Here is a 25,704-nt window from a genome sequence, read left to right on the forward strand (position 1 = left end):
TTAGTTGAATGTGTAACCCAAAGTAAATAAATAATTTGAAGGTGTACCCGGGAAAAGTCTTAGGTAATCGTACCCGCCAACCCAATGCACTTTATTCGTAATATTATTCATGTTAAACTGTACTTGTACCTTACCAACGTTATAATAAAGTGCAGCATTGAATAAAGTATAGCTTGGAATGGTTTGATTAAAATTCAAAGATAAGATTCTGGAATCTACATAATTTGAACCAGCACCAATGCCAAGTCCTTTCAAGATACCATCACTAAAGTTATATTTTGCCCAGATGTTGGCGGTATGATGAGGTGCATTTGGTTTCTGTATACCAACTTCTGATGCAACAGGACTATCTGTAATCATGGCCTGATTATAAGAATATGATGCTAATATGCTCAATTGAGGAATAATGCGCCCAATAATGTCGAATTCAATGCCTCTTGAACGTTCTTCGCCTACCGCACGCAAAAGATCTGGTTGGCCGGAAACATTTGCAGGATAAAGCACATTGGTTTGTTTAATCTGGTAAATGGCAGCGGAAGCTGTTAAGCGATCATCCAGCCAACTCGTTTTTGCACCAAATTCAATCATATTGCTTTTTAAAGGATCAAATGGTCCGCCGGCATTTGGGTTGGAAATGGCCGAAGCTGTTTGTGGCGTATAACCCATTACATAAGTTCCGTAAAGGTTAATGTTTGGTGTAGCTGAGTACACTAAACCAAATCTTGGTAGTAATGCTTTAGAATGTGCTTTTGCTTCATTCGGTTTAAGGTAATTGGCGAAATCGGTATAATATTCGTAGCGAAGTCCAAGCAAGGCCTGCAGTTTTCCAAATTTGATATTGTCCTGTACGTAACCAGCATGTAGAAAATAATAGGTTGGATCATAGGCAGCCTGGGTAAAAAAGTTTTTGCTATCGTCTTGCATACGCTGAGACCCCATTACATCATTCAGGTTGAACGATGGTACATTCGGTACCAGCAAATTATTTACCACAAGGAACCGCTTGATATAATTGGTAGGATCCTTATCATAGTCTGATTTTACAAAGCTGATTGCGCCGGTATTGGCTGCATTGCGATAGTTATTAGCCGTCAGTTGGGAAGCGCCAACCGGAAGTTTTTCGCTGGCAAAATCATATCCGGCTACAATGGTTTGCTCAATTTTTCCCGTTTTTATTTTATAATTAATAAAGCCGGAGAAGTTATCAATATACCTTTTACGGATACGGTTAAAAATTTGCATGGCGATTAGATTATCCACAGGTTTTCCGGTAGCATCTAAGGCATAGGCGTTGGCACTTCTGTGTTCATACAAATCTTCGCTGTATCCTGTCTTCATGTAAGAAGCTGTAAAATTCAGGTTATCATTAAAACGATGATTTAAGGAAAGCGCAACATTATAAGTTTTCTCATTCAGCCGGTCGTTCCCTGTATTTAGTGAAGTTGATTGCGGCGTGGAATACAGGTTCCCATTCCCAAAAACAGATTGTCCACGATCTAAACGGCTTTTGGAATCATTGTACACCAGGTCGAAATTTAAACTGGTGTTTTTCGAAGGTAAAAACGTAAGTGATGGTGCAATAACCACATTTTTATCAAATTGTAAATCGCGGAATGAATTTGCATCCTCGTAACCAAAGTTCACGCGGTATAGCAAAGTACTATCTTTATTTGCAGGTCCGGTTACATCGGCAAGGGCACGGAAAGTATTGTAACTTCCCATAGAAAGGCTCAGTGATTTACGCGTTTCTGCCAAAGGTTTTTTGGTTACGCGGTTAATCACACCACCCGGACTCGCATTGCCATAAAGTGCTGATGAGGGTCCTTTTAATACCTCAACACGCTCCAGGTAATTGGCCAGGGGCTGTTTCCAGAAACCGGTGCTGGTACGCATGCCATTAATTAACTGGGTATTGCTACCACCATTAATTCTGAAACCACGGATCGTGATGTCATCATAAAAAGTGAACTGATTTACGCCGCTGAAATTTTTGACCACTTCACCAACCCGTACAGCACCCTGATCTGCAATTAATTCCTTACTGGCATAAGAAACCGATTGTGGTAAATCTTTTAACAGGATTTCTGATTTGCTACCAATGAAAGTAGCTGTATTTTTGTAGGTTTTCTCTTTTCTCCCGGTAATCTCAACTTGCTGTAAATCTGATTTTGTTGGAGATAAGCTCACATTCAAAGTGATTTTATCACGATTCATGTTAATATTTCTGCTGGTGGTGATATAGCCGACATAACTAAATTTAATAGTTAATGTGGTTTTGCTCACAGATAAATTGAAATTTCCCTGTTGATCGGTAGTTGTTTTTTCGTTTCCATGATCAGCATATACATTAACGCCAGGAATCACTTCACCGGATTCATTGGTTACTTTACCATTGATGGTTACCAATTCCTGGGCCGCGGCAAGGGCATAAATACCCGTAAAAACAATTAAAAATAACAGTTTCTTATAAAGATTAGACATCGAAATTTGTTTGGATTTTATTTAGACTTATTTTAAATAATGCGCAAATCTAATATATTTCTGAAATGTTACAAAAGGAAAATAAATAATCGGAGTTTTAGGTGAGTTGGGAAGAAGGATATGAGGTAAGATGGAGAAATAGACTATTTCTTGTTTTTTTCTTCAATCCAAAGTGACATGTATTTTGTACTTTGTGTGGTATGGTGGTTTAAAATCTGACCGAAGAAGTTATTTTGCCGGTGTGTAGTTAAACCTGAAGATAGTCTCTCAACTTCTTGTATGAATGGATCAGCGAAATGTTTTGCCGAATATCTTTGGTTAATGATCTGGACACCGTTCTGCTGCGCGACTTGCCAGGAATTTTTATCCTGATAAAGTTTTACGGCTTCCTCTATAAAAAGTTCCAGATCATTTTCAATGCTACCATTCCAATCTAAATCACCTTTCATGGCTTCTGCGCCTACAGATGTAGTTACAGACGGCGTGCCAACCTGCATGGCATCAATAAATTTACCTTTTGCACCTGCGCCAAATTGAATTGGGGCAAGTAATATTCGATGTTTAGCAATGGTTTCCTTCGCATTTGCAGCTCTTCCTTTAATTAAGAATTTTTCGTTTTTATTATCCAGTTGCAGCACTTTTTGCGAGGCATAAGATCCGAATATATTCAAATTTGTGTTTGGGAGCCTTTTTCTGAGCAGAGGCCAGATCCTGGTTTTTAAAACCTGAACAGTATTCCAGTTGGGCTCATGAAGGAAATTGCCAATGAAAACAAAATCTGCCCGGTCTTCAAAGAGAATCCATTTTTCGATCACTTGCTGATTGATTTCTTCTTCCAGAAATGGTAGATAATAAATCAGTGAAGGATCCATTTTGAATTGATTTTTCAGGATATCCATCTCCACTTCTGAAATGATTAAAGATAAATCGCAACGTAAAATTGAAGCCATTTCGCGCTTTGCAGTATCAGAAAACAAATCGATTTTGGTTTGCTTTTTATCGCCTTGCTGGCGGGCACTTCGCAGGAAATGTAAATCTTCCGTATCTAAAATCCTCAATGCATCAGGGCATTCCTGTTGAACCCTCCAGCCATATTGTTCTTCTACCATAAAACGGTCGAACATGACAATTTCAGGGTTTAGTGTTTTTAAAAATGAATTAAAGCTTTCATCATTCAGTCTTATTTGCTGCTCAGTAACAGGAGTTTGTGCGAAATCATAACTGAAATCACTTTTTGATGCTGCAGAGGCAAAAGTGATTTCGTAATTTTTGTTCAAAAATAAATCGACCAGTTGAATCATCCGTGTTCCCGCTGCCGAAGAGGTTGGTTCGGGCCAGACTAATCCAATAATCAATAATTTTTTTACGCTTCTACTCATTTTCTACAAAATAAGCTCTTTTTTTTTGCTCCTGCAGATAAATGTGATTTTCTCAGATTAAAATCTGGATCTGCGATTATCGATTAAACCTGCGGGATATATAAACGTATCTTAAATATTCTTAATTTTGCGGCTCAATTACAACACCACATGTTAGGATTAAAATTGTTGACAGACCCACGCTGGGCAAATATCGCAGAATCTAATTTAGAAGAAATTTTATCTGACCATGCCTGGTGCGAACAAAAAGCAGCATCCAATGCGATTACATTAATTACTCAAAATTCAGAACACCAGGATCTGGTTGATGAATTAACGGCCATTGCCATTGAAGAGATGCAGCATTTCCAAATGGTAATTGAGATTATTAAACAGCGTGGTTATACCTTAAGCCGTGAACGTAAGGATGATTATGTTGGCCGTTTGGTAAAATTCAGTAAAAAGGATGGCAGCCGTAATCAGGCTTTTATCGACAGGCTTTTGTTTGCAGCGATGATTGAGGCCAGAAGTTGTGAACGTTTTCGCGTACTTTCATTAAATATTAAGGACGCAGAACTGGCTAAATTCTACCATGAGCTAATGGTTTCAGAGGCGGGGCATTATACTACATTCTTAAATTTTGCCCGTAAATACAGTACGGATGTCGATGTAGATAAACGCTGGAAGGAATGGCTGGATTTTGAAGGGGAATTGATTCAAAGTTTTGGAACGAAAGAGGCGATACATGGGTAAAAGTTGTAGGTTATGAAGTTATAGGTGGTAAGTTTGGATACCTTTCCATCCATGCAGGTTATATGCGCCTAGGCTTTCAATTCTTAACTTTCAACTCATTTTTATGTATATTCCATAGCCAAATCACAATATCCTGGTAACTGTCGATTCCTTTTTTCTGGTTGTTGAGTTTCAGAAAGCGGTCAAAAGCAGCATCCATATAGGCGAACATTTCGCCATTATATTTACGCCAGAATTCTTTTTCAGTTTTAAAATCAGCTAAAACTAAGGGTGATAATGTATCATGGAGCCGCTTGTAATCTTCAGGTGATTTCATTCTGATTTCGAATAAGATATACCTAAGCATTTCATAGTTCGCTGAATATTGATAATTCACATCAGGACTATTGCTGGCTGTTAAATAACCTAAAAGGTTTGCTTCATCTTCATAAGCAATGCCTAGCTGATGTGCAATCTCGTGACAGGAAACATAAGGTTTAACAAAGTCAGGTAGGTTCATGTTCATATTGGCTTCGCCAGAAAGCGGTGCGTAATAGCCTTCAATACCAGCTTTACTCAACATCCATGGAATTAAAACTGATTTTAAGCAGGGGCTTTGGTATGCAAATAATGGATTTTTTTTCTCCATCAGATCGTAAGCTTTTGCGGAATTAGTTTCTAAATCAGTTATAGCGTAGGCAACGTTCTTGTTTTGCTCTACTTTTAAAGCAGTCGTTTTTTTTATGAAATATTCTCCAAGCGAAACAAGCTCCTTAACATTATACTTTTCATTTCCTATCCCTAACTCCTCGCTAATGCTTGGTCGGCTATAATTTAAACCCCATACGATTTTGAAAATGATATAGAGAATTAAGAAGAAGTTTAAAATCTGTAAGGGGACAAGAATTCTATCCTGCTTTTTTAGTGATTTACGTCTTTTGTAAAATCTAACAATTTTATAAAGTACAAAGCCAATCAATAAGGCATAAATGATATCGCCAATGGCAAAAGGAAAAAGAGATGATATAAACCTTAGTGCTGAAGAAATGTAAGGATAAAAACCTGTTGAATAATATTTTTGGACCAGGGTAGGGAAGAAGCCAAAGAAAAAAATTAAGAAAGCAAGGCCAAGTAAAACAATTAATTTGATTAGTATTGGGCGCGCTATCATTATTTATTTATAATGACCTTTTAATGAATGGATGTGTAAAGCATTGTTTAATATTTGATAGATGATTCTGTGCTCTCCATTTATTCTTCTAGATCATAGACTGGATAAATCATATTTTAAAGGTTCTGGTTTGCCGATTCCTGTGTATGGATGTTCCAAAATATTTACAATCAACTGTTCAATTTTCTTCTGAACGGTTTTATTTTCTGATTTCTTCCAAAATTTGATGTCAGCTAATGCTTCATCATAAATATATGATTTCCATAGTATTGAAAGCATAATGGATTTTTAAATCACGGCTTATACATAAGGTAACAAATAACTTATTTCCATAAATCTTCTACAGCAATTTTGACCCCTTTTCCTTCTTTCATTTGCTCCTGACTTCTTTTTATTTTAGCAACAAAATCAGGCTTGTATGGGCTTTTTTCTGTAGTAAACTCAATTTTTAAAGCTTTTACAAATGCCTTTAAAGCTGAGAGTTGGTCTTTGTTTTTTGGATGTATGATTAGTGTTTCCATATTATAATCATTGTGATAGACAAATATAACAAATCTATCGTGCAAAAGTTAGGCGTTTCCCAATCTGATCAGTCGTGAATTTGCCATTTTGATAAGCCAGATTTCCTGATACGAAAGTGTGAGTAATACTGGCCTGGAAGGTGTCTCCGTCAAACGGACTCCAGCCACATTTGTAGAAATTATTCAATTTGGTTACTTTCCAGGAATCTTTCAGGTCAACCAAAACCAGGTCAGCCCAATATCCCTCGCGGATGAACCCACGTTTTTCAATATCGAAACAGATTGCCAGGTTATGTGCCGTTTTTTCTGCAATTTTTTCTAAAGAAATTTTGCCCTGCAGATGCATTTCCAATAAGGCAGGCAAAGCATGCTGAACCAATGGTCCGCCCGATGGAGCCTGCGCATAAGGTTGATTTTTTTCTTCCAGGGTGTGAGGCGCATGGTCCGTTGCAATTACATCAATATAGTCATTGAGAATGCCCTGTAATACACCTTTTTGATCATCTTCGGTTTTTACTGCAGGATTCCATTTAATGAAATTACCTTTTGAAGCATAATCTTTATCGTTAAACCAGAGGTGATGTATGCAAGCTTCAGCCGTGATTTTTTTATCTTTTAATGGAGTTGTATGATCAAATAAGGCTATTTCTTTAGCCGTCGAAATATGAAGAATATGCAAACGCGTTTGGTATCGTTTCGCTAGTTCAACGGCTAATGACGATGAGGTATAACATGCTTCTGCGCTGCGAATCAGCGGATGCATATCAATGGTTAAATCATCACCATATTTTGCTTTAAATGCGGCCAGATTATGGCGGATCGTTGCTTCATCCTCACAGTGTGTGGCCACTAAAATGGGGGCTTTGCTAAAAATATTTTCCAGCGTTTTTTCATTATCCACCAGCATATTGCCGGTTGATGAACCCATAAAAACTTTTATGCCACATACATTTTTAGGGTCAGTTTTTAACACTTCATCAATGTTGTCATTGCTGGCACCCATGTAAAAAGAGTAATTGGCTAAAGAAGTTTCTGCTGCAATGGCATATTTATCAGCCAGTAATTCCTGAGTTAAAGTATTCGGAACTGTATTCGGCATCTCCATAAAAGAGGTAATTCCTCCTGCAACAGCGGCCATACTCTCCGTAAATATATCTGCTTTATGTGTTAAACCTGGCTCACGGAAATGAACCTGATCATCAATCATTCCCGGTAAAAGGTATTGTCCTTCAGCGTTAATTTCCTGTGCTTCGGGTGCAGAAAGATTTTGACCAATTTTTTCAATTAATCCATCTTTAATTAATACATCAGCAACAATTTTTTGTCCCTCGTTTACAATTGTGGCGGCTTTTATCAGGTAAGCATTCATGCTTCAAAGGTAAAAATAGATTTGAGAAGTCAGATATGGGATTTGAGAAATAGGAGGTAAAATTTGGACGGATGAAAGGAAGAAACTGGGTTTAGCATTGCTGTTTTAAGTTAAACAAACCCGACAGCAGTGTGCACGAGTGTAACGAAGTAAAGCGAATGGCAGGACTACCATAGCCAAAAAATTACCGGAATTGCTTTACGCCTAATCTCTTTAATGAAGCTTTGACTTTATGTTTGAATTTAAGACTCAAGACTTCAGACTCCGAACTTCAGACTAGCTCAAGCCTTTCGGCTTAAAAAACCTATCTTTGTGCGCTATGGCAAAATCGTTCGAAGAATTTAAGTTAAACAGGCAAATATTAAATGCAGTTGCCGATGCAGGTTATACTGTTGCCACACCAATACAGGAAAAAGCAATTGCCCCGGTGTTATCCGGGCAGGATATTTTTGGAATTGCAGAAACTGGAACGGGTAAAACAGCCGCCTTTGTTTTGCCAATTTTAATGCAGTTGAAATACGCTCAGGGGGATAATCCACGGGCTTTGATTTTATCTCCTACACGTGAGCTAGCCATGCAAATTGCTGAGCAGGTAAAATTATTTTCCACTTATACAGATTTGCGTTCGTTGGTGATTTTTGGCGGAATTGGTCCGAAAACACAAAAAGAAGAGATTGCAAAAGGGATAGATATTTTGATTGCTACGCCCGGAAGGTTTTTGGATTTATATCTTGCAGGAGACATTAATACACAAAGTTTGAAATTTCTGGTACTGGATGAAGCCGATAAAATGATGGATATGGGCTTCATTGGTTCAATCCACAGGATATTGGAAATTGTACCACGTAAGCGCCAGAACTTGCTTTTCTCGGCAACGATGAGCGAGTTAGTCCAAAAAATTGCAGGTGATTTTTTAAATAATCCGCTTGTTATTGAAGCTTCAGCACAGGCTACACCAGCAGCTAATGTCACGCAGGCATTATACTATGTTCCGAATTTTAAAACGAAAATAAATTTGTTGCAGCATTTGCTAAAAAATGATGAAGCTTTTTCACGCCTGATTATTTTCTGCAAAACCAAAACGGTTGCAGACAATATTTTCAGTTTTATTGAGCGTAGATATGGTGCCGATAATGTTCGTGTAATTCATGCCAATAAGGGACAAAATACCCGTATTAATTCTATCAACAGCTTTAAAGAAGGCAATATCAGGGTGCTTGTTGCTACCGATGTTGCCAGTAGAGGAATTGACGTGAGTGATGTGAGCCATGTGATTAATTTCGATGTTCCGATTATTATTGAAGATTACGTGCACAGAATCGGACGGACGGGTAGGGCCTTTGCGAAAGGAGATGCCATTACTTTTGCTACCGATGCGGAAAAATATTATATCCGTAAAATTGAGAAATTAATTCGCCAGTATATTCCTGTTGCTGAAATCCCTGAAGGGGTTTATGTTGATGAAACGCCTTATGAGGAACGCCAGCAGATTGCCAAGGAAATTGATATGCAGAAACGCAAGGAAGATCCTGATTTTAAAGGTGCTTTCCATGAGAAAAAACACGCTGCCGCCATAGAGAAGAAAGTTCGCGAAAAGGCCAAGGCAAAAGCGGGAAAAGAAGTAAAATCTTTTAAAAAGGGTAAACGTTTCGATAAGAAAAAGTAGGGAACATGAAGCTGAGGATTACGCCCCTGAATATCATTGGTGCTATTGGATTAGGATTGGTAGCCTTTACTATTTTAAGTCCGGAAAAGCATGCGCCAAGACAGGTAGATTTTAGTGGTTTTTATCTTTTAATACTGGGATGTTTAATTTTAGTCACCTTTATTACTGATTTGATCTTCCGTTTTACACTTAAGGATTTAAAAAAAATCTGGATGGTGGAATCCATTTTTATTGTCATTACCGCAGTGTTGATGCTGATCATCCAAAGGATCTCGTAATTAAACCGTAAAAAATATTCTCGCAGGCTGTTCAAGCGTATAATCAAAATAAAAATTCAGCATCTTTGCGCCATAAATTAAAACTGTGGAATCTCCACAATCAGTGAAATCATTTTATGAAGACAGCAGAAATAAAATTAACAGTTGAGTTAGACGAAGGTAATAATCCAGATAACATTCTTTGGGAAAGTACAGATTCTGGAAATGCAGATAAAGTACCGGCAAAAGCAATGTTCTTGTCTGTTTGGGACCATAACTATAAAAACACGCTCAAAATTGACCTCTGGACCAAGGATATGCCTGTTGATGAAATGAAACGTTTCTTTTACGAAACTTTACAAACCATGGGCGACAGCTTTTTAAAAGCCACTAATGAAACGCTGATTGTGGAAGACCTGCGTGATTATTGTGCGCACTTCGCAGAGAAAATGGGGATTGTAGAAGGGCAGTAGTTTAGTCATTAGTCATTAGTCATTAGTCATTAGTCATTAGTCATTAGTCATTAGTCATTAAAAATACCAGGTAAGTTAGCGATTTAACCATTAACTTCCGTTACAAACAATTACCAATCAGTGGAATCGTTAAAATCAATGTAATCATTTTTAACTATGTTAATATTAAATAAATTCAGGGCTTTTATAGGTGTTTTACTTTGTATCATTGCAGGTTTTTGTCCGATGTTGAAAGTGCCGATTAAAGGAAACTGGAATCTATATCAATCTGATGCCCGCTTGTTTATGATCACTTATGCCATCATTGTTGTTTCAGTACTTTTTCTCTTTATCAGAAAGGCTGGTGCATTCAGGTTCATGAGTTTTGTAATGGCTATCTGGTATGTATTGGCAGTGATAGCCGTTTATTTTACAGCTAACAATTATACCAAATATGGCTTCGCCAATAAATTAATCGGTAAGGTTGTTCATTTCCAATGGGGATGGATTGTTCTTTTGGTAGGTGTTCTATTTATGCTTTTTAGCACCAAACGTGGCGATAAGATAACTGCCACAAGTAATCCTGACGTATTGAAGTAAGGTTAATGCATTGGATGATGCGGCACTTCATTTGTATTGCCTGATCATGCGTTGCAATCTATAAAGTTTGATTGCAACGCATGATCGAGATTCAGGATTAGATTGCGCTTCGAAATAGATTCGGATAAATTAGTCCGCAATAAATAAATCGGCTGTATCCTCTTCTAGTGGAATATAAATTCTTTCCCATTCCTCGCCTTCGATAATTTCCCAGGTATGCCCGATGCCTTTTGTGTCGTTCGCAATTAAAATAATTCCGGGCTCAATGATAAAAGTTTCGCCGTTGGTTACGCCAAATTTTAATTTTCCTTTTAAGGTAATTACATATTGCCGCCGAGGTGCCGGATGCGGAATGCCTTCCAGGGTGGAAACATCCGTTTTGGCGAAAAAATAGCTGGCATTGATGTGTTGTTGTACCGGAATTTTTCCGCTTTCAAAGCTGCAATCATCGTTATCAAGGTTGATCAATCTAATGGCTTTTAAATATTTATTCTTTCCGGCTTTTTGTAATGATGTCATCTTCAATTGATATAATTAAAATTTAATTGTGGTTTGTCCCCTTTGCGCCATTTCCCTTTCATGTTCCAGGAGCCATTGCTTTCTCCATAAACCACCGGCATAACCAACCAGTTTGCCATTGCTGCCAATCACTCTGTGACATGGAACAGCAATGGCGATGTTGTTTTTGCCATTAGCTGCTGCAATAGCCCGGATGGCCAGTGGATGATGTGCAGAAAACTTCGCATAAGAAACCGTTTCTCCATAAGGAATATTCAGTAAGTTTTGCCAAACCTGTTGTTGAAAATCAGTGCCTTTTTGTTTAATGGGGAAATCGAACTTTTTTAAGTTACCGTTAAAATAGTTTTTTAACTGATGGGCAACATTTCTGGTCAATTCGTTTTCAGTTAATCCATCATTTTTCATTGCTGAAAAAGTTATGGCGCACACAAAATCATCATCAGCTAAGATGGTTAATTTGCCAATCGGCGATGCTATTACTGATGCATAATTCATAGATTTATTTTTTGCCACTGAAACGCATCGCCCGGGGAATAAAAAGAATCAATTCCTTTACATCCAACAGAAAAGTTTACGGTATAATTTTCAGTGCATTTTATAGCTAAATTCTTTAATCTTAATGAGATAATAATTATTTATTTAAATGTGTCGGCAGCAACCTAATCTTTAAACAATATTACAACAATCCAACAAAATTACGCACCGATAATTTCTCAATAAAAGTATCTTTGCGGTTATGCAACTGGCCAAAGAGGTTAAATATTTAATCCATAAGGAAGTACTGTTAGAGTGGCGCTCCAAATATACCATCAATGGAATCCTATTGTATGTCGTTTCCACTATTTTTACCTGTTATTTATCTTTTGTAAGTCTTGGTGATAAGCTTGCCTGGAATGCATTGTTCTGGATTATTATACTTTTTGCCTCCATAAACGGTGTTTCCAAAAGCTTTCTGCAGGAAACGAAAGGTCAGCAATTGTACAACTACATTCTGGCATGTCCGGCAGCAATATTAATTTCAAAAACGGTATATAACACAATATTAATGCTGGTTTTAACCACCATAGCACTGGGGTTTTATACACTGGTATTTGATTCTTTTACACCTCCCGATTTACTTTTATATTATGTAGCTGTAATGATGGGCAGTATCAGTTTTTCTACTGTTTTTACGATGGTTTCGGCCATCGCGAGTAAGGCGGGTAACGGCGGAATGCTGATGGCGATTCTCAGTTTTCCAATCATCATTCCTGTATTAATTCTGTTAATAAAACTGGCTAAAAATGCAGTAGATGGTCTGCCATGGGAAAATAGTTACGATGAAATTGGGATGTTATTGTTGGTAAATGTACTAACCGTTGCCACCTCTTTATTGTTATTTCCTTACCTTTGGCGGGATTAAAAAAATGATTGAATGATTGAATGATTGAATGAAAGAATGATTGAATTATAGAATGAGAAATTCGCCAGTATAAATCCTTGATGATTTTTAAGGCATAATAAAAGAATATTCTCCCATTCAAAACTTGATCATTCAAAATTATATATGTATGAATAAAACTTGGTGGAAAATCTTAGGTTCAGTGCTGGTTATTTACACGGCAATTGCAGGTTTGTTAATGGGTGTGCCGCGTTTGCCTATCATTAATGAATCAATCCGGAATTTATATTTCCATGTACCGATGTGGTTTGCCATGATTGTTTTGTTCTCTATTTCTGTTTTTTACAGCATCAAATCACTGAGCACCAAAAGTGAAATTGATGATATTAAAGCCGTAGAAAGTGTAAATGCAGGAATTGTTTTCGGCCTTTTAGGCTTAGTTACGGGGGCCATCTGGGCGAAATATACCTGGGGACAATTCTGGAGTTTTGATCCTAAGCAAAATTTTGCTGCCATTTCGGTATTACTTTATTTTGCTTACCTCATTCTTCGTAATGCCATAGATGAAGAGCAAAAGCGAGCTAAAATTTCAGCCATTTATAACATTTTTGCTTTTCCGATGATGGTGGTTTTACTTTTTGTATTGCCTCGTTTAAAAGATTCATTACATCCTGGTAACGGTGGTAATCCTGGTTTTAACAGCTATGATTTGGATAGCCGCATGCGCATGGTATTCTACCCAGCCTGTTTGGGTTGGATTTTGATCGGCTACTGGGTCTATACCATTCGTTTCAGAATACGTTCCATCGAAACTAAACAGCAACAGAATTAATAGCAAAGAGCAAAGAGCAAGGAACAAAGAGCAAAGATTGAAGTGCAGAAAGTAAGATGCAGAACTGCCTTTTTTATCTTTTACCTCTCAAAATTAAAATTTTTAACAGCACAATATTTCAATAACACCAACATGAAGAAGATATTTTTATCACTGATATTAATGCTAACTGCGGTACAATTATTTGCGCAGGATAATGGCGTGGAAATGGCAGATCGACTGCGCAGCGATGGTAAAATCTATGTAGTGGTTACCTGTATTGTGATCATTTTAGTCGGTTTACTGGCTTATCTTTTCTCAATTGATAAAAGATTAAAAAAAATAGAAAAAGAAAATTCGGACAAAAAGTAAGCTTAAACGTTTTAAAGCCATTTTTTCAGTCATTTTCAATTGGTGTTTCCTTTACACTAAGTATTTTTTCATTTGGATATATGCTGTTTTTTTAGCCAATTTTGCGGCATACTTAATTCATAAAAGATAAATAAATGGCTAATCTAGCAGACGAGAACAAGTTTTTTGCAGATGTTTGTAAGAACTTTGACAGTGCGGCTCAATTCACCAATCACCCTGAAGGTTTATTGAACCAGATTAAAGCATGTAATAGTGTGTATCGTTTCCAATTCCCTATTCGCAGAGGAAACGGTTTTGAAGTAATTGATGCCTGGCGAGTAGAGCACTCGCATCACATGAGTCCAACTAAAGGTGGTATCCGTTACAGTGAAATGGTTAATGAGGATGAAGTAATGGCACTTGCAGCCTTGATGACATATAAATGTGCCATCGTAAATGTACCTTTCGGAGGTGCAAAAGGTGGTATTAAAATCAACACCAAACAATATAGTGTAGCTGAACTGGAAACCATCACCCGCCGATATACAACTGAATTAATCAAAAAGAATTTTATTGGCCCTGGTATTGATGTTCCGGCTCCGGATTATGGATCTGGTGAACGCGAAATGAGCTGGATTGCAGATACCTACATGACCATGAATCCTGGTCAGCTGGATGCATTGGGTTGTGTAACCGGTAAACCAATTGCCTTACATGGTATCCGCGGACGTAAAGAAGCTACCGGTCGTGGTGTGGCTTATGCCGTTCGTGAATGTGTTGATGTGGCTGAGGATATGGCTAAAATCGGTTTCAAGGCTGGTTTAGGTGATAAAAGGGTAATTGTTCAGGGCTTAGGTAATGTAGGTTATCACTCTGCAAAATTCCTGGCCGAATTTGGGGCAACCATCGTTGGTTTATGTGAGTATGAAGGTGCCATCTACAATCCAAATGGTTTGAATGTAGATGAGGTTTTTGCGCACCGTAAAAATACAGGTTCGATTTTAGGATTCCCTGGTGCAACAGATTTCAGAAATTCAATGGAAGGTTTAGAGCAGGATTGTGATATCATTGTACCTGCTGCGCTGGAAAATCAATTTACTGAACTGAATATCCGCAACATCAAAGCAAAAATTATTGCTGAAGGTGCGAACGGACCAACTACACCTGAGGCTGAATTGATTTTCACTGAAATGGGTGGGATCATCATTCCGGATATGTATTGCAATGCCGGTGGTGTAACCGTTTCTTACTTCGAATGGTTGAAAAACCTTTCTCACGTAGCTTTTGGTCGTATGGAAAACCGTTATGCGGCAAATTCAAACGCTAACCTGATTGCAACTTTAGAAAACTTAACAGGAAAAACCATTCTTCCGGAACACCGTTTAATGATTGTGAAAGGTGCTTCAGAAATGGAATTGGTCAATTCCGGGCTGGAAGATACCATGATCCATTCTTACCATGAGATCCGTGAAACCCTGAAAGTAAAACCGGGTACACAAACATTAAGAACTGCTGCTTTTGTAAATTCTATTGATAAAATTGCAGTTTCTTATATGAACTTGGGCGTTTGGCCATAGGGAGTTGAAAGTTAAAGCTTAAACGAAAATCCTTGCAAATGATACTTGCAAGGATTTTTTGTGTTGGAAGGGTACGGTTCTGAGTAATTTTGGACAAGAGTTAGTCCTCCATTTTTTGCTTTTCCGGACAGAAAAAACCGGCATCTGCCACAATCTGGTTGAGATACATCAATTTTGTTTAGCCAATGGTATAACAGATGTTGCCTGATCAAACCAACTAAGAAGTAATACTTAATTCTTCCAAATCCAACCGCCATTCTTCTTTTCTGATAATGTCATCATCGTAATTTTTATTGCGCTTTAAATGGTGCAGTTCGTCACGCTGAACCTGAATTAATGCAATTACAATTTCATTATAGGCTTTTAAATCATGCTTGTTAATTTCACCTTTTTTATAAGCCTGAAGTGTATCTTTTTTCTCATTTAAAGAATGCTGCAATTCAGCCTTCAGATTCACCATCAGTTCATTGTGGGTACATTGATACTGGTAATCAGCCACTAACTTTTCCAGTGAAAGATCAATCAACCTCAGCTTAATCTGGCTGATTTGTTCCTGCTCAGAAAGCTTATGCTTTGGTTCTGGTATGTTTAACAGTTTAATAAAAAGCGGAAGTGTTAAGCCCTGAACCACCAGTGTAAAAAAGATCACTACGAAAGTGATAAATAAAATCAAATTCCTCAACGGAAAGGCCGTCTGATCAGCAATCATGACCGGAATGGAAAGCGCAGCAGCCAACGATACCACTCCTCTCATGCCCGCATAAACAATGACCAATGAGGAGTGCCAGGTTAAATCCTGATAACGTACCCGTGTTCTTTTATTAAAAAAACTGGTAATTCTTGCGGTTGAAAAAAGCCAGATGAAACGAACCACAAGTGCCAGTATACTAATGCCAATGCCATAACCAATTGCCCTTGCAATGGGATAATCCAGACCTAAGCCTGCTACAATATCAGGTAATGCCAAGCCAATGAGGATAAATACCACGCCATTCAGTAAAAAAATCAGGGCAGACCAAACCGAAACCGTTTTAATTCTGGAGTTTGAGGTGAGGATTAAGTGTGACTGACTGGAAAGTAGCAGGCCTCCTGAAACCACAGCCATGACGCCTGAAGCTTCAAAATGTTCCGCAACGATGTACATAAAGTAAGGCGTAAGCAAGGTCAGCACGGTATCGATGTTTTCTGTAGTGGGCAGCCAGCGGTGAATGGCGTAAAATATACCGCCTATGGCTAAACCAATTATAATACCCAACCCTGCAACAGAAATAAAATTTACGGCTGCATCCTGCAAAATAAAAGTTCCCGTAGTTACTGTAGCCAGTGCAAATTTGAATACGATTAAACTGGATGCATCATTTACCAGACTTTCGCCCTCTAAAAGTGCCGTAACAGTTTTAGGAAGTTTCATTTCTTTAAGTACAGCTGCTGCGGCAACAGCATCAGGTGGAGATACAATTCCTCCCAGTAAAAAGCCAAGTGCCAGTGTAAAGCCTGGTATGAAAGCAACAGATGCATAAGCTACCGCTACTGAAGTGATAAATACCAGCCCTACCGCCATCAGAAAAATGGCGCCTTTATATTCCCAGAAAGCCTTCCAAGAGGTAAACCAGGCAGCTTCGTATAATAGTGGTGGTAAAAACAACAGAAAAACAAGATCAGGATCTATTTTGATATGTGGCATACCTGGAATAAAGCCAATAAATAAACCGGCCACCACTAAAAAAATGGGATAAGAAATTTTAAGCTTTTGCCCCATCATTACCAGAAGGGTTACGCCAAGCAATAAAACCAGAATGAGAATTAAATTATCGTGTAGCATTTAATGAGATGTAAATCTATATCCCTAAATATATCAGAATTTGAAACTAAAAGCAGCAGGCAGATTAAAAATCTTTGACAATCTGATACAAAGCATTCACTTGATCATTCACGAAAGTGATTTTTCCATCCAGCCTGATCTGCCTGTCATGCATTGACTTTCCTTTTATATCCATGTATTTCAGGAGTTTCAAGTGTTGTGTTAAACCTGGAATACGCATTGATTGATTGATTTTCACTAAATTAACATTTAGTGAAAAGAACGCATTCGAGGGGATTAGCATATTATCTGCTTTATTCTTTTTTTGAGTCGTTAGCTGAAGCTGATTTTGATGGCCACCCAGAAAAACTTTATAAAGTGGAAATACTGTATTGCGTATTGTTCCACTATCGAGATTAATCGCCTGTTTTTCATTAAGATATTTAATCAATAGATTTCGATCAGCTTTAATATTAAGCATTAGGTTTGGTACGCTACGTTTCTGTAAGGTTACTTTAGCCGTTTTTTCAAAATCATCATTGTATTCATAAGTAACAATAGAATCAGTTTGTGTGGTGGTATTGTTCCATTCGAAATCCAGATAACCTTTATAATATTTCAACAAGCTATCGCGATCTAAAGTGCTGTTTTTTAGTTGAATTTTTTTATTTGGTAATTTAGCAAAATCAGCATTGAGCCAGGCACTTGCTGTACTTTCCTGATTAAACTTCCGATGAAAGGGTTTGACTGCCGGAATAATAGAATGATTAGCAAAATCAGCAGAGATATTTATTTCCCCACTATTGAAGTCGATTGTAACACCATTTTTGGCATCAGAATAGGCAATGTGATGGGTTGATTCTTTTATGGATTTAAATTTACCCACACCAATTTGTTGAAAGTTTTTTGCTTTCAAAATATCCAGGAGTACTGCATCAAAATTTCTGGCTTCCCCAGATACAACAACAGCAACATGGTTCGCATCATAGCAAAAAAACACATTTCCTGATCCAGCAAAGGTAATTTCATTTTGTTTCTTCAGGATTTTAAACCCAAACTTGTTATGAATAAATGTTTGAAAATTGCGGAGTTGCTTAATTTCAAATCGGGAAAACAGCGCCATTTCCGGCTGATTTTTCATGGTATAAAAATATACACTCGCCGGGATTTTTAAGCCATGGCGAAAGTCTCCGCTAATGCTGTCAGTTTTTTTATCAGGATCAGATTTTAAATAATAGTCCGGATTGAAAAGCATATTCAGCGCCAGACTTTTATATATTTCATCGATACTAACCTTAATTACTGAAGTAGCCGCTTTCGGAACAGCAATCTGATTGGCATGATATTGCCTGTATTTAAAGATCCCCACAAAAAAAATAAGCAGTGATAGGATGATCACTGCTATTGTTTTAAAAAATTTCTTCATAATTTATTTCAAAATGATCTTGCTACGGAATCATGAAAGCGCAGAAGCACTTTCCGTGGCTTCTGTGTTTTCTTAACAAATGTTATTTCGATGCATTTTCAATTAAAGTAAACAAATATTTCAATGCATTTTCATGCCCGTTAGGAATTTCTGCACTGATGTCTGCAGAAACCAGGTTACCCTTAATTGGATTTGATTTCATGTACACATTACCCATTTTGCCCAGTGTTTCGTTAAACTTTTTTGCTGTTTCTTCGCCACCTATTTCTTCGTTCGGCACTTTACCTACCAGGTTTTTTGCATTAAATAAGAAACTAAAATTGTTCTGGCTCAATAGTTTTTGATGTGCTTTATTAATTCTCGCATTAAATGTATTGTTGCTAATGCTTTGCATTTCTGGTAATGAATTTCCAAAAAATACAATGCCATCCTTAATCATGAAGTAAATATCTATCGGACTTTTCTTTTCTTCAATCTTATAGATGTTATTGCTTACACTAACCTTGTTTTTATTTATTCCGTATTTAATCAGTTTATTCATTAAACGCTGGTCTTCTGATGAGAACATAAAAAGAAAGTCGGGAAGGGTTTCTTTTTTGGTTTTAGTTACCTCTGTTTGGTTATAGTCTTCGTCATAATCATATGTGGTATAACTCACATCACGGCTGTTTAAACCATTGATGATAAATAAGGCATCGCCTTTTACTACTTTACTTACGGCCTCTTCATCCAGCAGGAGTGAAAATAACTCTGAACCCAAAGCAATTTCTTCATCCATTTTATTGCTGCCTAAAAATGAACCATAGGTTTGCTGCATCAATTTAGGTAATTCCTCCAAATAAGCCTTCGTATCAATGGCATATCCCATAAAGCCAATTGCCTTTTCACTGTCAACATATTTCAGGAATTTTTTATTCAATTTCCGGTTCATGATTTTTTTATATGAATCGGCCTGTTCTTTTGCCAATTCCAGACCCGTAGAAATGCGGAAACTTTTTTTATCCATAAATAATTTCGAGGTTAAACTTCCGTAACCCTTCATTATTCCTGCTTTTCCGTAGCGGCCAAATTCAGGGGAGATGGAATTATAAACATCCTGCAAGCTTGAAATCCAAACTTCTGCAATGGCATTTTTATCCAGACTGGCACTGTAAGATTTATTGCTTTCAATTGATTCGTAATTGGTACTGAAGATTTTATCTGCCTGTTCGCTGATCCACATATAGGTCAGTGCTTTTATTTTTGCATCCTGTTCAACTTTTTCTTTTTGGTAGTTATCATACTGGTCTGAATCACTTACTGATCCTGCAGCATCCGTAGCAGCATCGTCAGTAGTTTCCAGCATTTTCACTTCTTCAGCCTCTGGGGCTTTTTTAATTTTGCCGGACTTTTTCCTTTTCCCTGTTTTTTTCTTGGTCACCGGTTTTTTCTTACCCGTTGTTTTGTGATTTTTCTTCGGTAGAACAGGTGGCGCAATTTCTGTTTCAACCATTGGCTCTGCCGCATAGGTAGAATCTACCGCAACTGTGGCACTATCTGTAAGCACATCATCGCTTTGATAGCGGATATCTTTGATGCCGTATTTTGCAGACGTCAGAGAATCAGCAAAGAAAGAACTTTTAATGCTACCCGTAACATAGTACATCATGGTATTGTTCCATTTAATCAAGCTGGTGCTGTCAGGCAGAAACATTGTTCTGATTTCGCCCTCAACCTTTAATTTTTTGTCTTTGTCGGTGATGAGGTTTTCAAATTTTGAAGCATCTTTAAGCGGAATCAGGAAGCAGTTATAAGTGATACTGTCGCTCAGCTGATTAAAATAATACATATTTTTTTCCAGGTTAATCCCAAAGTCTTCTATGCTGCTGAAATTTTTATCCAGGGATTTTGAGGTCTCTGTTAATAATTTTTTACCGACAAAAGATTCATTAAAATCTTTCACAAACATGAGTTTAAATACATTATCACCTTTTATGGTAGCCACAGTAAAGGCATTTTTAGGGATTTTCTTTACCAAATCCTGAGCATAGGTCAAACTGGAAAAAAATAGAAAGGAGAGTGCAACGAGAAGTTTTTTCATTTTTATAAATTTGTTTTCAAAGGTGGGTAGCTGGTTATGATCGTGTACTTTCTTCTGAATACGATTTCGTGATCATTGCAATCTTAGGTTATTTTAGGAGTTGTATTTGATTGGAAACGTTAACTTTTCCGTTGATTAAATTCATGATATTACTTTTTAGCATTACCGCTTTTTTTGATTTTGACAGGTTTGATGCCGGATTGGTCACATTTGTTACAGGAGATTCAAAACGATAGATACTGGTGTAGGTGGCACCGTTGAAAACGGCTTTATCCTGATTTTTAAGTTTGTTGAATTCAGACTTTGCATTGGCCACGGGCTGGTATTTCCTCGAAAATACTTTGGTGGCTTTATTGAAACTGTAGGAAGAGGTGTTGGTGGCTTTTATTTTTTGTTTGGCCAGGATGTTTTTAGTGATATTATTGATGTTAGATACATCTTTAAAGGTAAAGCCGATGGTGGCAATATAATGATTAAAATCGCTGCTGCTCTTTACATTTGAAATGCCATCACATTTTTTGAGATAAGCAACTGCTTCTGCCAGTTCTGACTGGATTTTTTGCTTGCTGGGAACTTTATATCCCTGAACGCTATCCAATAGCATCACAGAAGCCACTTTAGTTTTACTTTGGCTAAGGTTAATGGTCAGTGTTACATCGCCGGTTCCATCATTTCGCATGTTTATTTCTTCTACAATTTCAAAACAGGAGCTTAATGCAGGAATGAATAGGATAAATAAAATAAGCTTATAAAGTTGCCGGAGTTTCATAGGAGGTAATAATTAGGATTTCCACGATTAAAATAACAATGATCTGATTGTCAAACATACTCATTTAACTGAATTTAATGCATATCTAATCTGATGTTATAGATAATTGTCCCATACCACATGTATTTTAGAAATATCATATTAAAATCATCATTGATTTGATAAATTCTAAAATTTTAAATGATCTAATCCTATCATCAGTTAATTGTCAATATAACGACACGAAAACGGTAAAAGAAGGTTCGCTATGGCTATTTTTCTATCTTTGTTGCCAGCTTTTACTACAATAACACAACATGAAAAAAAGTGCAATCATTGGATTAATTACTATTGCAATTTCTGTAGGGATTCTTTTTAGCTTAAATGCCAATACGGATACTTACTCGAATTTTAAAGAGGCCGCTACTTCTCAAAAAGAAGAACATGTAATGGGCTATTGGGAAAAATCCAAAGGGATGTATTATGATGCCGTTAAAGATGCCAATCATTTTGCTTTTCACATGAAGGATGAAAAAGGTGAAATCAGAGAAGTTGTTTACAATGGTACGAAGCCTCAGGATTTCGAAAAATCAGAAAAGTTAGTGTTGATTGGTAAAATGGATGGCGATAAGTTTTATGCTTCAAAAATTCTGATGAAGTGTCCATCTAAATATAATGATAACCTGGTCGAAATAAATCAGGATGGCAAGGTTAAAGAAGTGGGTAAGTACGGCGAAAAAAAATATAATTAATTTTAATGGATATTCAATTTGTAGGTGAGAACCTGCTGCCGGGTAAAATCGGACAGTTTTTTATTGTGCTGGCTTTTAGTGCATCATTACTTTCAACCATATCATATTTTTTTGCTACCCGTGATAAAAATCTAACAGATCGTTCATGGCTTAATTTAGGTAGAATTGGTTTCCTCATCAATTGGGCCAGTATCATCGGTATTGGTGCAACATTGTTTTACTTGATTTTAGGTCACTATAACGAATACAGCTACGTTTATTGGCATTCATCTAAAGAATTACCCGTTTATTATATTGTATCTGCCTTTTGGGAAGGTCAGGAAGGAAGTTTCTGGCTTTGGGCTTTCTGGCAATCGTTTTTAGGCGCTTTGCTAATTTGGAAAGCAAAAACCTGGGAGCGCCCGGTTATGACGGTAGTTGCATTTTCTCAAGTTTTTCTAACCTCCATGCTGTTGGGTGTCGAAATTTTAGGCGAGCGGATCGGAAGTTCGCCATTTATCCTGTTAAGAGATTCCCTTGATTTGAAATCAATGGCTCCTGTGGTTTTCGCTAATCCGGAGAATTTTGCCAATTATTTAAAATTTATTACCGATGGAAGAGGATTAAATCCATTGCTGCAAAACTATTGGATGGTGATTCACCCGCCAACGCTGTTTTTAGGTTTTGCAAGTATGGTGGTTCCTTTTGCGTATGGTATTGCTGCCCTTTGGCAAAAAAGATATAAAGAATGGATTAAACCTGCAATGCCATGGACGCTTTTTGCTGTCATGATTTTGGGAACGGGTATCATCATGGGTTCATTCTGGGCTTATGAAGCTTTAAACTTTGGTGGTTTCTGGGCCTGGGATCCGGTAGAAAATGCTTCTATAATTCCATGGTTAACCCTAATTGGTGCAGTACACGTAATGATCGCGTATAAAAATACCGGTCATGCTTATTTCACTGCCATTGCATTGGTGTTCTTAAGTTTCCTGCTGGTGCTTTATGCATCTTTTTTAACCAGAAGTGGTATTTTAGGTGATACCTCCGTACACTCATTTACAGATATGGGCATGTTTGGCCACCTGATTCTGTATAATGTGGTATTTGCCGTGATTGCGATAGCCCTTATTATCGTAAGGTGGAAAGAATTACCGATCACGACTAAAGATGAAGAGACCTATTCCAGAGAATTCTGGATGTTTATTGGTGCCTTAGTGGTTACGGTTGCCTGTATCCAGATCATTTTTTCTACTTCAGTTCCGGTATTCAATAAAGCTTTCGGAACCAACTTTTCACCACCCATTGATGCAGTAAAATACTATAACCAGTGGCAGGCACCATTCGCCGTACTGATCACTTTAATTTCTGGTTTTTCACAATATTTAAAATACAAACGGACTGATCCGCGTAAATTCTACAGTAGCCTGATTTCGGCTATTTTGTTTTCATTGGTACTGACTGCTGGTTTGGTTTGGGTAGCAGATATCTACACCAACACCATGTATATTCTGATTACCTTCAGTTGTTTATTTGCGGTGTTGTCTAATTCAGCGATCTTATACCAGGCATTTGGAGGTAAGGTGAAACTGGCCGGTTCTGCCGTAGCCCACATCGGTTTCGCATTTTTAATTCTGGGCGCATTGATTTCAGCGGCAACCAATAAGCCACTATCCATCAATGCCAATAACTTTATCCCGGTAAAGGATTTTGAAAAAACAGAAAAGCCGGGTGAAAACATCATGTTGTATAAAAATGAGCCTAAAGAAATGGGCAAGTATACGGTAACATATGTTAGCGATACCACTGAAGCACCGAATACGATTTATACCCTTAATTTTAAGGTTCTTGATAAAGAAACAGGTAAAGTTAAAGAAGATTTTAATTTGCATCCGCATGTGCAAGAAAATGAAAAGATGGGGCTGATTGCTTCGCCTGATACCAAGCATTATTTAACTTACGATGTGTATACACACATCACCAGTGCGGCGATTAAACAGGCCGATCATGGCGATCATGAAGGTCATTCTGATGATGAAAATTATAAAGAACCACGAATTGTAAAGGTTGCCGTGGGTGATACGATTCATACCTCTAGCGGTGTGGTAACTGTAAAAGCTTTAAATAATAAACCAGTGGCTAAAGACCTGGTATTGGCACAAGGAGATTATGCCGTAGGTTTGCCTTTGGAAATTAACTCAGCCGGAAAAATTTATACCGCTGAACCGATGTTTTTAATCAAGGGGAACAATACTTTCGATTTTGCCCGTAAAGTAGAAGGATTAGACCTTAAGTTCCGCTTCTCTAAGGTTTTACCTGATGAGAAAAAGGTAGAATTACAGATTTTCGAAAAACCTCAGCAGGCGAAGGACTGGGTGGTTTTTAAAGCCATTGAATTTCCATTTATCAACTTGTACTGGGCAGGTACCATTGTAATGGTGATTGGTTTCTTATTATCTATTTTCAGGAGAAGAAAAGAGGCTAAAATCGCATAGCTGATGAAGATTGTTTTAATAGGTGCTGGAAATGTAGCGACTCATCTTGCACAAGCTTTAAAAAGTAGGGGTGAAGAGATCCTTCAGATTTATAGTCAGGATCTGAATCATGCTAAATTTTTGGCCGATGGCATTCCCTGTGAACCTGTTAATGATTGGAAGTTACTTAAAACCAATGCTGATTTATACATTATAGCGGTTAAAGATGATGCGATTGAAAGCATAGCTGATCAGTTGAAAATGGTTAATGGTCTTGTTGTTCATACTTCAGGCACTACAGATATTCAGGTGTTATCATCGAAAGTTAAACATCCGGGTGTTTTATATCCGCTGCAAACTTTTTCTAAATCGAAAGCAATTTCATTTGAAGACATTCCCTTATGTATTGAAGCTGCAAATGAAGCTGATTTAAGCATTTTACAAAGCCTGGCTTCTAAATTAAGTCAAAAGGTATATCACCTGGGTGGAGATCAAAGGAAGGTGCTGCATCTCTCAGCCGTTTTTGCCTGTAATTTTACCAATCATCTGTACGCATTAGCCCATCAGTTGCTTCAGGTAAACCATCTGGATTTCGAAATCATCAGACCCTTAATTAAAGAAACTGCAGATAAGGTGATGATGAATTTACCGGAAAATGTACAAACCGGGCCGGCAGTGAGGGTAGATGAAACCACATTAAACAAGCATTTGAGCATGTTAAACCACATGCCCGAACTACAGCATATTTATCAAACTTTAAGCGATAGTATAAAATTAATGCACAAATAGCATATTTACCGCTTTAGCTTACTATTTTTGCAATATAATTATGAGCATTTTTAAATTAAAAATAAATTTTGAAGAAGCTGATCACGAATCTATAGAATTACCTATAGCTGCCGGAGAATCGGTTTTAGATGTTTGCCTGGATAATGGAATAGACCTTCAGCACAATTGCGGAGGCGTTTGCGGATGCAGTACATGCCATGTTTACGTAACAAAGGGTATGGATAATTTGGAGGAAATTTCTGATAAAGAGGAAGACTTTATCGATAGAGCCGTTCGCCCAAAAATTACATCCCGTTTGGGTTGCCAGTGTGTAGTCATCAATGGAGATATTGAAGTAACCATTCCGGATCAGTCTGGCTTTATGGGACATTAGATTAGTCTGGAGTCAATAGTCTTTAGTCTCGAGTCT

25 protein-coding genes are annotated in these 25,704 nt (G+C 37.5%); 13 read left to right on the forward strand and 12 right to left on the reverse strand.

All coding sequences use genetic code 11. The features are described from left to right. Both OQ267_RS07560 and OQ267_RS07565 read right to left on the reverse strand, forming a co-directional pair. Positions 1 to 2,481 (reverse strand): TonB-dependent receptor, encoded by a 2,481-nt coding sequence (locus tag OQ267_RS07560; RefSeq protein ID WP_265835431.1) that lies wholly within the window; start codon positions 2,479 to 2,481, stop codon positions 1 to 3. Positions 2,482 to 2,624: 143 nt separating this feature from the next. After that, positions 2,625 to 3,860: a glycosyltransferase gene (locus OQ267_RS07565; protein WP_265835432.1), complete on the reverse strand. Its 1,236-nt coding sequence runs from the start codon at positions 3,858 to 3,860 to the stop codon at positions 2,625 to 2,627. Positions 3,861 to 4,010: 150 nt separating this feature from the next. Between OQ267_RS07565 and OQ267_RS07570 the strand changes: the two genes are divergently transcribed. Then, complete coding sequence (locus OQ267_RS07570) at positions 4,011 to 4,592, forward strand: tRNA-(ms[2]io[6]A)-hydroxylase (RefSeq protein ID WP_088300888.1); 582 nt, start codon at positions 4,011 to 4,013, stop codon at positions 4,590 to 4,592. Between the two features lie 76 nt (positions 4,593 to 4,668). Here the strand turns inward: OQ267_RS07570 and OQ267_RS07575 are convergent, their stop codons facing one another. The 4 genes from OQ267_RS07575 to OQ267_RS07590 form a co-directional block, all read right to left on the reverse strand. Then, positions 4,669 to 5,742 carry a DUF3810 domain-containing protein gene (locus OQ267_RS07575; RefSeq protein WP_265835433.1) on the reverse strand — a complete coding sequence of 358 codons (1,074 nt, stop codon included), beginning with the start codon at positions 5,740 to 5,742 and terminating at the stop codon, positions 4,669 to 4,671. 93 nt (positions 5,743 to 5,835) lie between these two features. Then, on the reverse strand, positions 5,836 to 6,021 hold the full coding sequence (locus OQ267_RS07580) for a type II toxin-antitoxin system YoeB family toxin (RefSeq protein ID WP_322974810.1): 186 nt from the start codon (positions 6,019 to 6,021) through the stop codon (positions 5,836 to 5,838). Between the two features lie 44 nt (positions 6,022 to 6,065). After that, the gene (locus OQ267_RS07585; protein ID WP_265835434.1) at positions 6,066 to 6,263 is read right to left on the reverse strand and encodes a DUF2683 family protein; all 198 of its coding nucleotides are present in this window, start codon (positions 6,261 to 6,263) and stop codon (positions 6,066 to 6,068) included. A gap of 34 nt (positions 6,264 to 6,297) precedes the next feature. Beyond that, positions 6,298 to 7,632, reverse strand: a complete 1,335-nt coding sequence (locus OQ267_RS07590; protein WP_265835435.1) for a dihydroorotase — start codon at positions 7,630 to 7,632, stop codon at positions 6,298 to 6,300. Positions 7,633 to 7,951: 319 nt separating this feature from the next. Here OQ267_RS07590 and OQ267_RS07595 point away from each other — a divergent pair, with 319 nt between their 5' ends. The 4 genes from OQ267_RS07595 to OQ267_RS07610 all read left to right on the forward strand — a co-directional run bounded on the left by OQ267_RS07595 (position 7,952) and on the right by OQ267_RS07610 (position 10,607). Beyond that, the gene (locus OQ267_RS07595) at positions 7,952 to 9,298 is read left to right on the forward strand and encodes a DEAD/DEAH box helicase (RefSeq protein WP_265835436.1); all 1,347 of its coding nucleotides are present in this window, start codon (positions 7,952 to 7,954) and stop codon (positions 9,296 to 9,298) included. A gap of 5 nt (positions 9,299 to 9,303) precedes the next feature. Then, a complete protein-coding gene (locus OQ267_RS07600; protein ID WP_088300882.1) occupies positions 9,304 to 9,576 on the forward strand; it encodes a hypothetical protein in 273 nt (90 codons plus the stop codon). 116 nt (positions 9,577 to 9,692) lie between these two features. After that, a complete protein-coding gene (gene gldC, locus OQ267_RS07605) occupies positions 9,693 to 10,028 on the forward strand; it encodes a gliding motility protein GldC (RefSeq protein ID WP_056871223.1) in 336 nt (111 codons plus the stop codon). A gap of 156 nt (positions 10,029 to 10,184) precedes the next feature. Next, positions 10,185 to 10,607, forward strand: a complete 423-nt coding sequence (locus OQ267_RS07610) for a hypothetical protein (RefSeq protein WP_265835437.1) — start codon at positions 10,185 to 10,187, stop codon at positions 10,605 to 10,607. A 129-nt stretch (positions 10,608 to 10,736) separates the two neighbouring features. On the opposite strand, the gene OQ267_RS07615 is transcribed toward OQ267_RS07610, so the two are convergent. Both OQ267_RS07615 and OQ267_RS07620 read right to left on the reverse strand, forming a co-directional pair. Beyond that, complete coding sequence (locus tag OQ267_RS07615) at positions 10,737 to 11,126, reverse strand: hypothetical protein (protein WP_265835438.1); 390 nt, start codon at positions 11,124 to 11,126, stop codon at positions 10,737 to 10,739. Positions 11,127 to 11,141: 15 nt separating this feature from the next. Beyond that, a complete protein-coding gene (locus OQ267_RS07620) occupies positions 11,142 to 11,621 on the reverse strand; it encodes a methylated-DNA--[protein]-cysteine S-methyltransferase (RefSeq protein WP_265835439.1) in 480 nt (159 codons plus the stop codon). Positions 11,622 to 11,862: 241 nt separating this feature from the next. Between OQ267_RS07620 and OQ267_RS07625 the strand changes: the two genes are divergently transcribed. The 4 genes from OQ267_RS07625 (at position 11,863) to OQ267_RS07640 (ending at position 15,246) form a co-directional block, all read left to right on the forward strand. Next, positions 11,863 to 12,528 carry a heme exporter protein CcmB gene (locus tag OQ267_RS07625; protein WP_265835440.1) on the forward strand — a complete coding sequence of 222 codons (666 nt, stop codon included), beginning with the start codon at positions 11,863 to 11,865 and terminating at the stop codon, positions 12,526 to 12,528. Between the two features lie 148 nt (positions 12,529 to 12,676). Next, positions 12,677 to 13,339, forward strand: coding sequence for a cytochrome c biogenesis protein CcsA (gene ccsA, locus OQ267_RS07630; protein WP_088300878.1), 663 nt, complete (start codon positions 12,677 to 12,679; stop codon positions 13,337 to 13,339). 132 nt (positions 13,340 to 13,471) lie between these two features. Next, positions 13,472 to 13,690, forward strand: a complete 219-nt coding sequence (locus OQ267_RS07635; protein WP_172406477.1) for a CcmD family protein — start codon at positions 13,472 to 13,474, stop codon at positions 13,688 to 13,690. 134 nt (positions 13,691 to 13,824) lie between these two features. After that, positions 13,825 to 15,246, forward strand: a complete 1,422-nt coding sequence (locus OQ267_RS07640) for a Glu/Leu/Phe/Val family dehydrogenase (RefSeq protein WP_088300877.1) — start codon at positions 13,825 to 13,827, stop codon at positions 15,244 to 15,246. A gap of 217 nt (positions 15,247 to 15,463) precedes the next feature. Here OQ267_RS07640 and OQ267_RS07645 read toward each other — a convergent pair whose 3' ends face one another. From OQ267_RS07645 to OQ267_RS07660, 4 genes are all read right to left on the reverse strand, one after another. Further along, positions 15,464 to 17,068 carry a Na+/H+ antiporter gene (locus OQ267_RS07645; protein ID WP_265835441.1) on the reverse strand — a complete coding sequence of 535 codons (1,605 nt, stop codon included), beginning with the start codon at positions 17,066 to 17,068 and terminating at the stop codon, positions 15,464 to 15,466. A 64-nt stretch (positions 17,069 to 17,132) separates the two neighbouring features. Continuing rightward, complete coding sequence (locus tag OQ267_RS07650) at positions 17,133 to 18,473, reverse strand: hypothetical protein (protein WP_265835442.1); 1,341 nt, start codon at positions 18,471 to 18,473, stop codon at positions 17,133 to 17,135. An 82-nt stretch (positions 18,474 to 18,555) separates the two neighbouring features. Next, the gene (locus OQ267_RS07655; RefSeq protein ID WP_265835443.1) at positions 18,556 to 20,553 is read right to left on the reverse strand and encodes a hypothetical protein; all 1,998 of its coding nucleotides are present in this window, start codon (positions 20,551 to 20,553) and stop codon (positions 18,556 to 18,558) included. A gap of 88 nt (positions 20,554 to 20,641) precedes the next feature. Then, a complete protein-coding gene (locus tag OQ267_RS07660; RefSeq protein ID WP_088300873.1) occupies positions 20,642 to 21,322 on the reverse strand; it encodes a hypothetical protein in 681 nt (226 codons plus the stop codon). A 296-nt stretch (positions 21,323 to 21,618) separates the two neighbouring features. On the opposite strand from OQ267_RS07660, the gene OQ267_RS07665 reads away from it, so the two are divergent. The 4 genes from OQ267_RS07665 to OQ267_RS07680 are packed head-to-tail and all read left to right on the forward strand — an operon-like array spanning position 21,619 to position 25,668. Then, positions 21,619 to 22,053, forward strand: coding sequence for a cytochrome c maturation protein CcmE (locus tag OQ267_RS07665; protein ID WP_088300872.1), 435 nt, complete (start codon positions 21,619 to 21,621; stop codon positions 22,051 to 22,053). Positions 22,054 to 22,058: 5 nt separating this feature from the next. Further along, positions 22,059 to 24,527: a cytochrome c biogenesis protein CcsA gene (ccsA, locus tag OQ267_RS07670; protein WP_088300871.1), complete on the forward strand. Its 2,469-nt coding sequence runs from the start codon at positions 22,059 to 22,061 to the stop codon at positions 24,525 to 24,527. A 3-nt stretch (positions 24,528 to 24,530) separates the two neighbouring features. After that, complete coding sequence (locus OQ267_RS07675) at positions 24,531 to 25,295, forward strand: Rossmann-like and DUF2520 domain-containing protein (protein WP_265835444.1); 765 nt, start codon at positions 24,531 to 24,533, stop codon at positions 25,293 to 25,295. A gap of 40 nt (positions 25,296 to 25,335) precedes the next feature. Further along, a complete protein-coding gene (locus OQ267_RS07680; protein ID WP_088300869.1) occupies positions 25,336 to 25,668 on the forward strand; it encodes a 2Fe-2S iron-sulfur cluster-binding protein in 333 nt (110 codons plus the stop codon). The last annotated feature ends 36 nt before the right edge of the window (positions 25,669 to 25,704 follow it).

The organism is Pedobacter sp. MR22-3 (assembly GCF_026240075.1).
Taxonomy (GTDB): Bacteria; Bacteroidota; Bacteroidia; order Sphingobacteriales; family Sphingobacteriaceae; genus Pedobacter.